This window comes from Brevibacillus sp. SKDU10 (assembly GCF_001645205.1).
In the GTDB taxonomy this organism is placed as follows: Bacteria; Bacillota; Bacilli; order Brevibacillales; family Brevibacillaceae; genus Brevibacillus_B; species Brevibacillus_B halotolerans.
In genome coordinates this window covers 38,851-53,974 of record NZ_LSSO01000172.1, presented here as the reverse complement: position 1 = coordinate 53,974, position 15,124 = coordinate 38,851, and the positions used below count along the sequence as shown (strand labels likewise).

Sequence of the window (15,124 nt, the reverse complement as noted above, 5' to 3'; positions counted from 1 at the left end):
CTTGTCCTCCATTCCATAGTCTGTACTATGGGAAAGGAGGTTTTTTTGTGCCAAAAAACATCAAAATGCTACTGCTCTTATTGGTGGTGGGATTTCTATTATCCATGCCGATTAGTTACTTTGTGACAAAAATGAACCAACCGCCAGAAGAAAAACATTTGGCTGAATTAGATAAGGTGGCAGGGGAAATGCTACGAGCTACTGAAAAAGGAGATTATGACACAGCAAAACTTAAAATAGAGAGGTTAGCTTCTCAATTTCCCAACGAAACCCTTCCTATATCTTTACGGATTGAGAGTCTGAATGCTGTAACACAGTCCATTTTATCAGCCAAAAAAGCTTATACAAATCCAAAAACGACAGAGAATCGGTTGTTGTGGCATGCAACGCAGGTGAGAGTAGCTGTAGATGCTCTGAGCCATCAAAGGAGTCCTATGTGGCGCACTTATTATAACTCCTACTCAAAGCAGATGCAGAATCTACTGCAAGCTGCTGTGGAGCGAGATACCGAGACCCTTCGAGCGCAATATGAAGAAAATTACCAGTTGTATTTAGCACTACGGCCTGCAATGACGATCCAATTAAAAGAACAGGCAATGGATAAGGTAACACGAAAATATGAAGAAATAGCCAAACATCTATTAAATCAAAAGCTGGATTGGCAGATAATGCGTTCTTCTATCAGAGAACTGAGCAGTACGATGCAGGAAGCGTTTGTTGGGGAGGATCAGACTGCTGTGGGATCATTTATGGATAATCCAGAATCAACATATCGTCTGATGGTGTGGATATCGACATTGGTGACTGTTTCACTGGCATATGTAGCTTGGATAAAGTACTCTGCTATGAAGCAACGAAGGATCTAATGCGGAATGGAACGATTTATAACGAAAAAAGACCTACTCACATTCAGAGCAGGTCTTTTTTGAAGTAATCATGATGAGATAACTCATTGGATGCGTAGAGATTCGTAAGTATCCATGAGAACACCCAAAAGTCTTGTTAATTCAAGCTAAAGATATAACGCATAAAGCCACCTATGTTTGGCGCAAGGGCTTTTTATTTTCATCAAATGTAAAACCCTCACCTAAAACTTCATGAACCTCGCTAACGATCACAAAAGCATGAGGGTCAATTTCATTCATAAGGTTTTTAAGACGAGGGACTTCATTTCTGCTAACAACACAGTAGACAATCTCCTTCTCCATGCCTGAGAAGGCCCCTTTTCCATTTAGAATCGTGACACCTCGCCCTGTGGTCAGAATCTCCTGAGCTATTTTTTGAGGGTACTCCGATACGATCATTAAAGCTTTGCCAGCATATGCCCCGTCCTGGAAAAAGTCTATGACACGTGCAGCAATATAGACACAGACCAAGGTATACATAGCGTTTTGAACAGACAAGTAGACCAGAGATGCACCGACTACTAGAATGTCGCCCATTAGTAAGGTGCGACCCATACTGATCCCAAACATTTTGTTTAATAGGCGGGCGATAATATCGACACCGCCTGTCGTCCCACCATAACGGAAAATAATACCAAGTCCGCTACCGATTGCTACTCCCGCAAATAATGTGGCAAGTAAAGTGTCGCCCAATTTTTCATAATCTAAAATCATGCCAAATACTGAAAGCGAAACAGATAAAGAAACCGTTCCCACAACGGTGTAAAAAAAGCTGATTTTCCCTAACAAACGATATCCAATAAAGAATAAAGGAAGATTGAGTAATAGATACACAATCCCCTGATCAATAGCTGGAAAGGCTAGCTTGATCAGGATGCTGATCCCTGTGATACCGCCTTCTGCCAGTCCGTTTGGAATGTTAAAAGCGTTAATGCCAAAACCCATGATGATAGAACCGAGGATAATTGCCAATATGTTCTTCAAATGCAATTTCATGAAGGGAAATCTCTCCTTTTCCGGTAAATCAAAAGGTAGCAAACATGCTGACTGTACACAGGTAGGAAAAACTTGCTTGTAACCCTAATCAGAGTCATTATAAAGGAGGTTTTTTGCCTTGTCTATTTATGATACACTTTACCCATTGGGATTTTTGATTAATTTGCTTGCTTACATAGTTTGCTCGGTTTTGGGTCTAGTATGAGGGAGGAAAAAATGGATAATAAAAAAACATTACAAGAAATTCAAGAAGAAGTGGATCAGTATATATCTCAGTTTAAAGAAGGGTATTTTTCTCCATTAGCCATGTTGGCTCGTATGACTGAGGAAGTAGGAGAGCTAGCTCGTGAAATTAATCATTATTATGGAGAAAAGCCTAAGAAATCAACTGAAGCAGAAAAAACCGTCGAAGATGAACTTGGAGATGTTTTCTTCATTGTCTTATGTTTTGCCAATTCTCTTGGTATAGATTTGCAGGAAGCGTTCGATCGTATTATGCACAAGTTTAATACTCGTGACAAGGATAGATGGACCAGAATTGAAGAGTAGGAGAGGGTAGGATGGAAAAGAAAATTCGCGTTGCCGTAGCTGGCGCCAAAGGAAGAATGGGGCGCGAAGTGGTTACAATGCTTGAACAAGATCCCTCTCTGGAGTTTGTTGCAGGGATTGATTCAAAGCTGACAGGTGTAGATGTGGGTGAAGTGTTAGGCGGTAAGCCACTAGGCGTACCAATGGTTAATTCCTTAGAGGAGGCCCTACTAGCTTTTAAACCAGATGTCGTCGTAGATTTTACTACACCTTCACAGGTTTACCAAAACATGCTTTTGTGTCTGAAACATGGTGTGAGACCAGTTGTAGGTACGACTGGTCTTAGTCCTGAAGAGATAGAAGAATTAAAGCAAATATGTGTAGACAATGAGCTTGGAGCTATCATCGCGCCTAATTTTGCTATCGGAGCAATCCTATTGATGAAATTCGCTAGCATGGCAGCTAAATATATGCCGCATGTCGAGATTATCGAACTGCATCACGATAAAAAGCTTGATGCCCCAAGCGGAACTGCGATTAAAACGGCAGAAATGATTGCTACAGCTCGTAATGACATCCAGCAAGGTCATCCAGATGAGAAAGAGATCTTTGATGGAGCACGTGGAGCGGATTATAACGGCTTCCGTATCCATAGTGTCCGTCTGCCTGGTATGGTAGCACATCAGGAGGTATTATTTGGAGCAATTGGACAAACCTTATCCATTCGTCATGACTCCATAAATCGTGAATCATTTATGCCAGGTGTTCAAATGGCAATTAAGGCAGTTGTCTCGTTACAGACGTTAGTATATGGACTAGAGCACCTTATAGATTAATACCAAAAGAGTAGTGGTAAATAAGGACAGAAAGAGTGACTGAGAGGGGATTTTACATGAACATCGCATTGATTGCACATGACCAGAAAAAAGAAGAGATGGTTCAGTTGGCTGTTGCCTATGAGGGGATTTTACAAAAGCATCATTTGTTTACGACAGGGACTACAGGACTGCGCATTATGGAAAATACGAGATTGCAGGTAACCCGTTTTTTATCAGGACCATTAGGTGGCGATCAGCAAATTGGCGCTATGATTGCCAAGAACGAAATGGACGTCATCGTGTTTTTGCGCGACCCACTCACTTCTCAACCACATGAACCAGATATTCTGGCTTTATTACGATTGTGCGATGTTCATCGAATACCAGTTGCGACTAATCTAGCTACAGCAGAAATCTTGCTAAAAGCTGTGGAGCAGGGTAACATGGCTTGGCGGGAAATCTAACAGGGGGAATATTATGGAAGAGAATCACTTAGACATATTAGCCATTGGCGCTCATCCTGATGACGTGGAGATTGGGGCAGCGGGTGTCTTGCTACGAGCCAATCAACAAGGGAAAAAAACGGGTATCCTTGATTTGACGTATGCAGAGCTTTCTTCAAATGGGACAGTGGTACGTCGTCAAGAGGAGGCAGCCATTGCTTCTGAACATATGAAATTAACTGCACGTTATAATTTTGGATTACCTGATCGCGGACTCGAAGCTAACCGCGAATTGGCTATAAAAAAGGTTGTCGATCTTATTCGAAAAACGCGACCTAAAGTAGTTTTAGCTCCGTATTTTCATGATCGACATCCTGATCATGAAAGTGTAAGCCGGATCGTAAAAGAAGCGGTTTTTTCGGCGGGAATCAAAAAATTCGTAGGCGAACGCGAGTTACCCGCCTATCGTCCTGAGCAATTTTTTTATTACTTCATTAATAGTACTGCTACTCCTAGTTTCTTTGTAGATATCACAGATCTGTATCCGCAAAAAATACAGGTGCTGGAGTCGTATCGAAGTCAATTCGAACAAGAAGAAGGAAGTGTAAGCACTCCGTTAAATAATGGCTATATTGAATTAGTAGAGTATCGGGAGCGTTTATTTGGGCAACAAGCAGGAGTGAAATATGCAGAAGGGTTTGTGAGTGCCACACCTTTGGTGCTTTCATCCTTGTAACAGTGGGAGACGCCCGAGTGCCTGTCAGCCGATGACAGGCCATTTCCTGTGTAAAAAAAGGGAGGAATGAAAATGAATATAGGTATTACGTGTTATCCTTCCTTGGGCGGTTCCGGTGTGGTAGCCACAGAGTTAGGCAAATTGTTGGCTGAGCGTGGACATAATGTACATTTTATTACAGCAGGCATGCCGTTTCGTTTAGGGAAGTTTCACCCCAATATATTTTTTCATGAAGTAGAAGTAAATCAATATGATGTATTTAAATATCCGCCATATGATTTAACATTAGCAAATCGGATGGCGCAGGTTGCACAAAATGAGAATCTCGATATTTTGCATGTTCATTATGCCGTGCCTCACGCATTGTGTGCTTATTTAGCCAAGCAAATGGTAGGCGATCATTTGAAAATCATCACTACCTTACATGGCACAGATATCACAGTTCTTGGCTATGATCCAAGCTTACGCGATATGATTCGCTTTGGAATTGAAAAGAGCGATATGGTAACGGCTGTTTCTGCTGATTTAATCCGTGAAACACATGATTCTCTTCAGGTAGATAAGAAGATTGAGCTTGTTTACAATTTTGTTGATAAGAGAAGATATTCACGTAAGGATGTAGCTGAATGGCGGGCAAAATTCGCACCTAACGGGGAAAAAATCATCATGCACATTTCCAATTTCCGTCCGGTCAAGCGTGTTCAGGATGTAGTAGCAGCTTTCCGTTATGTTCGTGATGAAATGCCTGCTAAATTAATTCTGATTGGTGAAGGTCCTGAGCAGTGCAATATCAGGAAACTAATTCAGGAGGAAGACCTCTGTGACGATGTTTTCTTTTTAGGCAAACAAGATGACGTAGCAGAAGTTATTTCATTAGCTGACCTTATGCTACTACCATCCGAAAAAGAGAGCTTTGGATTAGTGGCATTAGAAGCAATGGCATGCGGCGTGCCTGTTGTTGCTTCCTGCGCTGGAGGCTTGCCAGAAGTGGTTTCACATGGTGAATCAGGATATCTATGTGAGATTGGCGATACCAAGCAGATGGCGATGTATGCTCTTAAATTGTTACAGGACGAAAAGCTGTACGAAAGCTTTCGTGTAGAAGGACTGCGTCGCTCTGAGGATAAATTTAGCTATGATAATATTGCTTCCCAATATGAATCGTTATATGAGCAGCTACTCTCTACATAATAGAGCAGCCTTTATTTGCATCAAAGGCAAATAATTGACGTAGACAAGGCCTAACGTGTGGTTAGGCTTTGCTACGAAATGAAGTGAAAAATTGAGAGATGAGCACAGCAACTCCTAGTAAAATACGCATATCTTAGCACCCCGATTTGAAAAGTAGGATATGAAAAATGGATATAGCAAGAAAGGACAGGAGGCGAGTAAATGAAAGAAGAGGCGAAAAAGGTACTTAAAAAATTGGAAGAACACGGATACGAGGCTTATTTTGTCGGTGGTTGCGTCCGTGATTGGCTTCTTCACCGTCCTGTTCATGATATAGATATATGTACAAATGCCCATCCAGGAGACATTATGAAGCTGTTCCCCGACCATATTCCTACAGGATTGCAGCATGGAACAGTTACTGTTAAGCAGGATGGCTATTTATTTGAAGTGACTACCTTTCGAACTGAGGGAGTATATGAAGATTTTCGTCGACCAAGCGAAGTCACATATGTAAACGAAGTAGTAGAGGATTTGGCTCGTCGTGATTTTACAATTAATGCAATGGCGATGAAATATAATAAAGAATTAATTGATCCTTTTTTTGGACTAGAGGATGTAAATGATCATGTAATCCGAGCAGTGGGTGATGCTAGCCGCAGATTTCAGGAGGATGCATTACGACTGGTTCGGGGAGTTCGTTTCGCTTCTCAGCTAGGCTTCCAGATTGAGGATGAAACAAGAAAAGCGATGAGGGATAACGCTCCATTGCTGATCCATATTGCCGTTGAGAGGGTCCGCGAAGAATGCAATAAACTCATTGATAGCAGGCATCCTGATAAAGGCTTCCAATTTGCGAAACAAACAAAGATATTTCAGTCCATCCCTTTGCTGCAACAATTATTTGATCAATCGACAATTCATTTATGGAGATTACAAACGGTAGAGAACGTTATCCATAAATGGGTAGTGTTACTTTTTGCGGCAGACTTCAGTTGGGAGCAGTCGCGCGAATTATGCCGATATTTAAAGATGTCTCGGAAAGAAGAAGAAACCATTACGTTTCTTATGCAACAGCTAATAATCCTTCAGCCACTATGGGATCAATGTCAATCTATAGACTGGACTCAATTGATTATGAAGCATGGTCTAGAGCGTTGCTATGACTTGGAAAAAGTGTTGGATGTCCTATGGTGGAACGATCTCTCAAATAAGAAAATCACACTCCAAGCTGCTTTAGATAAGATGGCAGTAAAAACCTTGAAGGAATTAGCGGTAGATGGATCACAAATCAGAAAGCTGAGTGATCAAAAACAAGGCCCTTGGATACAACAAACCCTAGAGTATCTCTGGGAGCGTACAGTAACTGGAGAACTTGCTAACGAATCAGAGGCCTTGCTGATAGCAGCTAAAGATTTTATACATGGTGAGAAGGAACATCATGCAAATGAAATGAAAAAATGACGTTTGGTTTTACTTAAGCGTTTCATGGATGTACGAAAAAGGAATAGAATCGTTATTTTTTGCGGCTATGACGGAGGAGACCTATGAATATTAAGCAGGAAATATTACGCGCTTTTCGTAATCATCCACATGAATTTATTTCGGGTGAATATTTAAGTCAAATTTGTAATTGTACGCGAGCAGCAGTATGGAAACATATTGAAGAGCTACGTCAAGAGGGATATGAGTTTGAAGCAGTACGCAAATCAGGGTATCGACTCGTTTCCTCACCAGATTCATTATCGGCAGAAGAGATTTTGTCTGCCATGCAAACAGAACGTATTGGAAAAAATATAATCGCCTACGAAACGGTTGCAACAACACAGGCATTAGCTCATGAATTAGCTTCTAAGGGAGCACCTGAAGGAACCCTAGTGGTAGCAGATCAGCAAACTGGCGGTAAAGGTCGGTTGGGTCGGGTGTGGCATTCGCCAAAAGGGACAGGAATATGGATGAGCTTAGTGTTGCGTCCGGTTATCCCGATTGGGCGTGCTCCCCAAATGACGTTGCTAACAGCGGTTGCTATGGCGAGAGCGATCCAAGAGTTCCAAATCTCGGTTAAGATTAAATGGCCTAATGATATTTTTGTAAATGCCAAAAAAGTATGTGGAATTTTAACAGAGCTTCATGCAGAGGCTGATCGTGTCAATTACTTAATTATTGGGATTGGCATTAATGTGAATAATCAAGAGTCAGATTTTGATCCGGCTCTGCAAGAGGTTGCAACCTCATTACGTATAGCATTAGGTGAACCAATAAAGAGATCTCAATTCATTCAAGTATTTTGCCGTATATTTGAACAACTCTATCTGGCATATCTAAGCGAGGGATTTGGTCAAATCAAGGTCGAATGGGAAGCTTTGTCAATGTCCTTACATCGTCGTGTTACAGTCCGTACTCTGCAAGCAGTATTGGAAGGGGAAGCTACAGGGTTAAATGAAGAGGGAGTGCTCTTATTACGCGATGATGAGGGAGTCATGCACAAGGTATATTCTGCTGATATTGAGTATAGCGATACCTAGGAAATTTTGTTATACTGCTTCTGAAGGCTATATCCTATTGGAATAGCACTTCCATTTAAGAAGTATGCTAGTAAAACAACTGAAACAAAAATCTGCTCTAAGCCTAAATGGACCGAGACAGAAGGAAGAAATTCTAATGGATTACGTGCTTTATTGCGTAAATACAACCTTCGCCTGCGGTGCGGAGGTTTTTTGGTATGTAGAAAGCACAACAAATGTATGCCATTGGAAGACATTCAAGACGGTATTGGGTGTAGGAGACAACGGGAGTGTCTGATGTGCAGGAAAAAAAACCGATAACGACGTCCAAGCTACGTCAAATGAAGCAAAACAAAGAGCCAATTACTATGCTTACGGCCTACGATTATCCCTCTGCAAGATTGGCAGAAGAAGCGGGAATAGACATCCTGCTAGTAGGGGATTCGCTAGGAATGGTGGTGCTAGGCTATGAATCTACGGTGTCTGTTACCATGGATGACATGATTCATCACACAAAAGCTGTTACACGTGCAGCAAAAACAGCCTTTGTTGTAGCGGACATGCCCTTTTTGACATGCCATGGCTCTGTAGAAGAAGCCATTCATCATGCAGGCCGGTTAATTCAGGAAGGAAATGCAAAAGCCGTGAAGATTGAAGGGGGAGAAGAAATTCTTCCTATTGTCAAAAGATGCACAAAGGCTGGAATTCCAGTTATGGGTCATTTAGGGCTAACACCACAGTCTGTCCATCAATTAGGTGGATATAAAGTACAAGGCAAGGATCTAGAATCTGCCAAGCAATTAATCACGGATGCGAAGGCATTAGAAGAGGCTGGAGCGTTTGGGATTGTTTTGGAATGCGTACCAGCAGAAGTAACAGCGAAAGTTGCGGAAGCTGTGGAAATCCCTGTTATTGGTATTGGAGCTGGGGTACAATGCGATGGACAGGTTCTAGTGTTCCATGATGTACTTTCTTATGCTTCCAATTTAACGCCTAAATTTGTCAAATCATACGCCCAGATCGGTGACATGATTCAGTCAGCGATTTCTCAATACGTACTAGAAGTAAGAAACAGACAATTTCCTGAACAACGCCATTCTTTTGCTGCTTCTGAAGAAACGATTCAGCAATTATATGGAGAAGAGGTACGAGTATGATCACGATTAGCACCATCAAAGAACTACGTGAAGCGCTTTCTGTGCATAAAAGAGCAGGGAAAACAATCGGGTTTGTACCAACGATGGGTTACTTGCATGATGGGCACCTCAGCTTGGTTGAGCGAGCAAAAAGCGAAACAGATGTGGTGGTCATGAGCATTTTTGTTAACCCATTACAATTTGGTCCAAATGAAGACTATTCCGTTTACCCGCGAGATTTGGCACGCGATCAGAAATTGGCAGAGAGTGCGGGGGTACACTATTTATTTACTCCTTCAGTAGAGGAAATGTACCCCCGCCCTATGCTGACGAATATATCTGTCCATAACATTACGGAAGCCTTGTGTGGTTTGTCGCGACCGGGACATTTTGATGGAGTGGCGACAGTGGTCAATAAGCTTTTTAATATTGTAGGCCCCCATAAAGCATTCTTTGGTCAAAAAGATGCACAGCAGGTAGCTGTTATTGAACAAATGGTTTATGATTTACAAATACCTGTTCAGATCGTCCCATGCCCTATTCATCGTGAAAAAGATGGGCTGGCAATGAGCTCACGAAATGTATTTCTTTCAGAGGAAGAGCGATCTCAGGCATTAATTCTCTCCAGAAGCTTGACTCGTGCCGAACAGATGATTGCGAATCATCAAAGAGACGTAGACGTTATTTGTAACGAAGTACGTAATCTCATCCAAAGTCAGCCTTTAGCAGAGATAGATTATGTAGAATTGAAACGTTATCCTGAAATGAGCGATATTGAAATTCTAAAAACAGGAGATAGAATTTTATTTGCACTTGCAGTAAAATTTGGTCGAGTCCGTTTAATCGATAACGTAATTCTTACGGTCGCGGATTAAAAGTGTGAACAAAAGATACTAGACATTAGAAGATTCACATAAAAGGGAGCGAATTTAGATGTTTCGTACAATGATGACTGCTAAAATTCACCGTGCTACTGTTACGGAAGCAAATTTAAATTATGTAGGTAGCATAACCATTGATAAAGAAATTTTAGACGCACTTGATTTACTACCAAATGAGAAAGTGCAGATCGTAAATAACAACAATGGTGCGCGTTTAGAGACCTATATTATCGAAGGTGAACCAGGCAGTGGCGTTATTTGTTTAAATGGAGCAGCAGCAAGGCTTGTCCAACCAGGGGATGTGGTTATTATTATTGCTTATGCGATGATGACAGATGAACAGGCACGTAAGCATAAGCCTAAGGTTGCCATTATGGACGAGCATAATAAAATCGCTCAATTATTAACGGAAGAAGTTCACGCTACTATTTTATAGAACAAGAGCTGGAAGGACTACCAGCTCCATCTTTGCATAGAGCCATCCCACTTGTGAGACAATGAGACTACTCACTCTGACAAAGGGGGTGGCTCTTGTGTTTATTGAGGATTGGTTTGAAGACCTACGTCAAAAAGTAGATCGTATTGAAAAAGAATGGGCAACGGCTTCTACAGAAAAGCAGGAACACCTGATACGACAACTAAAACAACTCCGAACATGCAGTGATCAGGTGATTGATCTATGGTTAAAATATGAAGAAAAGCTAAACGAAGCAATTCGGATGATAAAGCAAACGAGTGATATACCCGCATCCGCTGCAGAAAGCTTGGTAAAAGAATATGATAAGCTGTTGGAAGCAAAGCAACCACTTGAATTCTCTACACTTCTTGAGGATGAGCAGCCACAAATGGAACTACACAAGGAGCTATATGAGAAGGCAGAAGGATTTTATCATCTACGGCTATATGAGCAAGCTAAACAACACTTTGCTTCTTTCTTAGAACAGGCGCCTGACTGGGAAAGTGGACGCCTTTATTATGCCTATAGCCTATATTATTGCTGTGATTATGAACTCGCTCTAAAAGAATTTCGATTGTTGACACGAACGGCTGTTTCCCCTAAAGTTGTTTCCATCAGTTACAATGCCTTAGGGTGTATGTATGTACAGGAGCAAAAGTGGCTAGAAGCCATACAGGTGTTTGAAATGGCAATATCTGTCCGTCCTCAGTACACGGAGAGTAGATACAACCTGGCCATCTGTTATTTGGAGCAGGGAGAAACGGAAAAAACAATGAAAATATGCGAACAGCTATTAGCCGAGCATGATCAGGATTGGGAAGTGGAAGTGCTCTATTTACGTGCTGTTCGTCAGCTATTTGCTCGATATCCACAAAAAGATATAGAGCGAATGCTGAAAATGTACGATCCGAATCGAAATCTTGATTCGCCAACCTTATGGGAATTGGCTATGCTAGCAGAACAAGCTGGGTTTTATAGGCATGCGCTCAGTTGCTACCAATTCCTTTTGGAACGTCAACCATTAGATGCTGGACTTTGGCATGCGATTGCCTGGAATAAGTGGCTGTTAGACGGTCCTAAGCAAGCGATGCCTGCTTTAAAAAAAGCACTTACACTGGCACCTGAGCATCCAGATTACTTATTTTCATACGGTTGGATGCAGCTCGCAACAGGTGAGATTACTTCAGCTCGGATCGCCTTTTCAAAAATATTAAACGCCACAGAAAATCATCATCTTGGCTTACTGGGATTAATTTATGCCCATGAGGGAGAAGGAGCTTATGATGAAGCCAAGGATATAGCCACTACTCTCATTCAAAAACAGGATCAGTACTCACAGATGCTAGGGCATTATCAACTGGGAAAATTATCTCTTCAACAGGGAAACCAAATCGAGGCAAGTCAATATTTGGAGAAAGCACGCTCTTACAGCGATGTTGTCCCAGAGGTTAATCAATGGTGGGAGAGATGTAAGAACACAAAGGACCATGTGCAGGTTACTAGTCAAACAGCAGGAATTTCGACATCAACTGCCGAATGGTAAAAAGAAAACAGTAGCAGCATGAGTTGTGAGTGTCAATAGAGGTGACGATAATGAAGCAGTTCATCGTCGTAGATTTTGAAACTACGGGTAATCAGCCGCGGCAGGGAGATTCCATCATACAAATCGGAGCTGTCGTGGTCGAGAATGGACAAATAATAGAAAGTTACTCCACATTTGTAAAACCAGAGAAACCAATCCCGCCATTTATTACTCAATTGACGGGAATAACCGATGAGATGGTCAGTGACGCTCCTTCTATTGAAGATGTGCTTCCTGATTTATTGCGCCTTATAGATGGGCGTACGTTTGTGGCACATAATGCAGCGTTTGACTTGAATTTTTTACAAGAAGCCCTGCTAAGTCAGGGCTATTATCCATTTGATGGGCCTATTTTGGATACAGTAGAATTAGCACGGGTATTATTGCCCATGCAAAGTGGCTATCGGCTAGTAGAGCTAGCGTCTGATTTTGATATTCAGCATGAAAATCCACATCAGGCAGACAGTGACGCTATTGCTACTGCACACTTATTGTTACGATTGTTAGATATCCTGTATAAGCTTCCTCTTATCACGATTCAAGGATTACAGATGATGATCTCTTCTTTCCGTTTTGATGTAGCGACCTTACTACGAGAAATTGAGATGGAGAAGCTCATGCACAGTTTTCCTGTTGACGAAGCAGGCTCCTTTATAACTGCATCTTCTGCACCTGAGGAAACAAGCAATTATGATATCTATCGAAATCTTGGATTAAAACGACGAAAGAAATGGATGGAGAAGCAATCCGAACAGCCGCCGATCCATTTTTCTTTTGAACCATTTTTCGAACGTATGGTTGCATTAGATGGTGACGGGCTAGCACTTCATCATGAACACTATGAAAAGCGTGAGTCACAGGAAGCGATGATGCATGCTGTATACCAAGCTTTTACTGATCAGAAGCATTTGTTAGTAGAAGCGGGTACAGGAACAGGAAAATCGTTGGGCTATTTGTTACCAGGTATTCTATGGGCACGTATGCACAAACAGCAAGTAATCGTGAGTACGCATACCATTCATTTACAGGACCAGCTTTTTGGCAAAGATATTCCTCTATTACAAAAAGCATTGCCATTTTCCTTTCGAGCTGCCCAGTTGAAGGGCCGAGGAAATTACCTGTGCTTGCGAAAATTTGAACAAAGCATAGAAAGTCAGGAGGGGGCCACACAGGATATACAGCTAGCCAAAGCACAGATTTTAACATGGCTTACCGAAACGACTACAGGTGATGTAGAGGAGCTTAGTTTAAGTCCGAGTGGGCAGTCATTTTGGCAATCAGTCAAAAGTGACACCGCCTCCTGTCTAAATCGAGAGTGTCCGTGGTTTAGCCGCTGTTTTTACTTCCAAGCGAAGCAGCAAGCAAAAGAGGCTGATGTGATTATTGTTAACCATGCCTTATTAATTGGTGATATTGAAAAGGAGAATGGTGTATTGCCACCATTTGAGGTTGCCATTATTGATGAAGCGCATCAGCTTGATGAAGTAGCAAGTCAACATTTTGGGACACAGCTCTCCAGCGTAGAATTGTTTCAATTGGTAGAGCAGCTTGGAACAGAAGGAGAAAAACAAATGCTACTCCTGCTAGCCAATGAGTTAAAAGTGTGGCAGCCCGCTGAAAAGGCAAGAATAGAACAGCACCTACAACAAATTAGGATTGAGCAGCAAATGCTAAAAGAGGCTGTTACCAACTGGCTACAACTCTTTTATCATTGGGGTTCTGAACGGGGTATGGATACAGGGGAATCTCAAAGAGCTACACTTCGATATAAAACAGAAGACTTTAAGAAAAAATATAAGAAGCTTGGAAAATCCAGCAATCTCATTTTACAAAAGATAGGGAATGTAGCCAAGGAAATTGAACAACTGTTACGTATACTGCCATCCTCTAAAGGAGAAGCTCCGTACTCCTTACAGCGTTTGCAAACGGATGCAGCTGGTTTAGTAGAAGAAATCAGTCAAGTGGCTGTAAAGCTTCATTTTTTGTTAGTAGAAGAGCAGGATGAGTATGTAAGCTGGATGGAAATAGAAACAAGAACGTCCCGCAAACAACTCTTTTTCTTTAAAACGCCACTGGATATAGCTGATACCTTGCGTACTACTTTACTGGAGCCAAAACGCAGTATTATTATGACCTCAGCGACACTAACAGTGAAGAATCGGTTTACTTACTTTATGGAGCGAATGGGTTTTGCTAATCTGCCTGAAGAACGAGTCGAAACACTCTCACTCCCATCGCCCTTTGACTATGCGAAGCAAGGACTCATCCTGATTCCCTCTGATTTCCCTTCTGTAAACAAGGAAGGTGAACAGCGGTTTGTTGAAGCCGTTATTGCTGGCTGCGTTGATGCTGTTCGAGCAAGTGAGGGGCGGACAATGATTTTATTTACCTCATATAGCATGCTTAGAACCGTTTATGAAGGAATGAAGAACTTACTAGAAGGTGAAGAGTTTGAACTATTAGGCCATGGAGTAGATTCAAGTAATAGAAGCAAGTTGGTACGTCGCTTTCAAACCGGGACAAAAACAGTGCTTCTGGGAACGAATAGCTTCTGGGAGGGTGTAGATATACCTGGAAATGTACTAAGCTGTCTGATCATTGTTCGTCTCCCGTTTCAACCGCCCAACCACCCACTATTGGAAGGACGTTCGGAGCGGTTGAAGGCCGAGAAAAAGAATCCTTTTATGACGCTTTCCTTGCCCCATGCAGTTATTCGTTTTAAGCAGGGAGTGGGCCGATTAATACGTCAACAGACAGACAGCGGTGTTGTAATTGTATTTGATACACGCATAATTGAATCTAAATATGGTCGTATGTTTTTGCAATCTTTGCCGCCTTATCAGGTAGAGACTGGTCCATGGACTACATTACGTGAGCGAATAGCTCCTTTTTTACGATAAAATCATTTCCTAGGAAAAATAAATCTAAAATGATTGTATGAATTTTACCCAAGCCATAAGGTAGGAGG

14 protein-coding genes are annotated in these 15,124 nt (G+C 41.8%); 13 read left to right on the top strand and 1 reads right to left on the bottom strand.

All coding sequences use genetic code 11. The annotated features are described in order from the left end of the window. Nucleotides 1–47: 47 nt before the first annotated feature. Entirely contained in the window at nucleotides 48–866 is an 819-nt protein-coding gene (locus tag AYJ08_RS15280) for a sporulation protein YpjB (protein WP_003341667.1), read from the top strand. 171 nt (nucleotides 867–1,037) lie between these two features. Here the strand turns inward: AYJ08_RS15280 and AYJ08_RS15275 are convergent, their stop codons facing one another. Beyond that, the gene (locus AYJ08_RS15275; RefSeq protein WP_064018448.1) at nucleotides 1,038–1,901 is read right to left on the bottom strand and encodes a YitT family protein; all 864 of its coding nucleotides are present in this window, start codon (nucleotides 1,899–1,901) and stop codon (nucleotides 1,038–1,040) included. A gap of 216 nt (nucleotides 1,902–2,117) precedes the next feature. Between AYJ08_RS15275 and AYJ08_RS15270 the strand changes: the two genes are divergently transcribed. The 12 genes from AYJ08_RS15270 to dinG all read left to right on the top strand — a co-directional run bounded on the left by AYJ08_RS15270 (nucleotide 2,118) and on the right by dinG (nucleotide 15,056). Continuing rightward, nucleotides 2,118–2,450: a nucleotide pyrophosphohydrolase gene (locus tag AYJ08_RS15270; protein ID WP_003341666.1), complete on the top strand. Its 333-nt coding sequence runs from the start codon at nucleotides 2,118–2,120 to the stop codon at nucleotides 2,448–2,450. Nucleotides 2,451–2,461: 11 nt separating this feature from the next. After that, the gene (gene dapB / locus AYJ08_RS15265; protein WP_064018447.1) at nucleotides 2,462–3,265 is read left to right on the top strand and encodes a 4-hydroxy-tetrahydrodipicolinate reductase; all 804 of its coding nucleotides are present in this window, start codon (nucleotides 2,462–2,464) and stop codon (nucleotides 3,263–3,265) included. A 56-nt stretch (nucleotides 3,266–3,321) separates the two neighbouring features. Continuing rightward, nucleotides 3,322–3,711 carry a methylglyoxal synthase gene (locus AYJ08_RS15260; protein WP_003341664.1) on the top strand — a complete coding sequence of 130 codons (390 nt, stop codon included), beginning with the start codon at nucleotides 3,322–3,324 and terminating at the stop codon, nucleotides 3,709–3,711. A 13-nt stretch (nucleotides 3,712–3,724) separates the two neighbouring features. Beyond that, nucleotides 3,725–4,426 (top strand): bacillithiol biosynthesis deacetylase BshB1, encoded by a 702-nt coding sequence (gene bshB1, locus AYJ08_RS15255; protein WP_064018446.1) that lies wholly within the window; start codon nucleotides 3,725–3,727, stop codon nucleotides 4,424–4,426. A 72-nt stretch (nucleotides 4,427–4,498) separates the two neighbouring features. Continuing rightward, nucleotides 4,499–5,617: an N-acetyl-alpha-D-glucosaminyl L-malate synthase BshA gene (gene bshA, locus AYJ08_RS15250; protein WP_064018445.1), complete on the top strand. Its 1,119-nt coding sequence runs from the start codon at nucleotides 4,499–4,501 to the stop codon at nucleotides 5,615–5,617. A 201-nt stretch (nucleotides 5,618–5,818) separates the two neighbouring features. Beyond that, a complete protein-coding gene (locus AYJ08_RS15245) occupies nucleotides 5,819–7,060 on the top strand; it encodes a CCA tRNA nucleotidyltransferase (protein WP_064018444.1) in 1,242 nt (413 codons plus the stop codon). A gap of 83 nt (nucleotides 7,061–7,143) precedes the next feature. Beyond that, nucleotides 7,144–8,121: a biotin--[acetyl-CoA-carboxylase] ligase gene (locus AYJ08_RS15240; RefSeq protein WP_064018443.1), complete on the top strand. Its 978-nt coding sequence runs from the start codon at nucleotides 7,144–7,146 to the stop codon at nucleotides 8,119–8,121. Nucleotides 8,122–8,390: 269 nt separating this feature from the next. Then, on the top strand, nucleotides 8,391–9,257 hold the full coding sequence (panB, locus tag AYJ08_RS15235) for a 3-methyl-2-oxobutanoate hydroxymethyltransferase (RefSeq protein WP_082890982.1): 867 nt from the start codon (nucleotides 8,391–8,393) through the stop codon (nucleotides 9,255–9,257). Continuing rightward, a complete protein-coding gene (gene panC, locus AYJ08_RS15230; RefSeq protein ID WP_064018442.1) occupies nucleotides 9,254–10,111 on the top strand; it encodes a pantoate--beta-alanine ligase in 858 nt (285 codons plus the stop codon). The genes panB and panC overlap by 4 nt, the downstream gene beginning before the upstream one ends. A 58-nt stretch (nucleotides 10,112–10,169) precedes the next feature. Then, nucleotides 10,170–10,553 carry an aspartate 1-decarboxylase gene (gene panD, locus AYJ08_RS15225; protein WP_064018441.1) on the top strand — a complete coding sequence of 128 codons (384 nt, stop codon included), beginning with the start codon at nucleotides 10,170–10,172 and terminating at the stop codon, nucleotides 10,551–10,553. 97 nt (nucleotides 10,554–10,650) lie between these two features. Continuing rightward, entirely contained in the window at nucleotides 10,651–12,117 is a 1,467-nt protein-coding gene (locus tag AYJ08_RS15220; RefSeq protein ID WP_064018440.1) for a tetratricopeptide repeat protein, read from the top strand. A 50-nt stretch (nucleotides 12,118–12,167) separates the two neighbouring features. Next, nucleotides 12,168–15,056, top strand: coding sequence for an ATP-dependent DNA helicase DinG (gene dinG / locus AYJ08_RS15215; RefSeq protein ID WP_064018439.1), 2,889 nt, complete (start codon nucleotides 12,168–12,170; stop codon nucleotides 15,054–15,056). Nucleotides 15,057–15,124 lie beyond the last annotated feature (68 nt).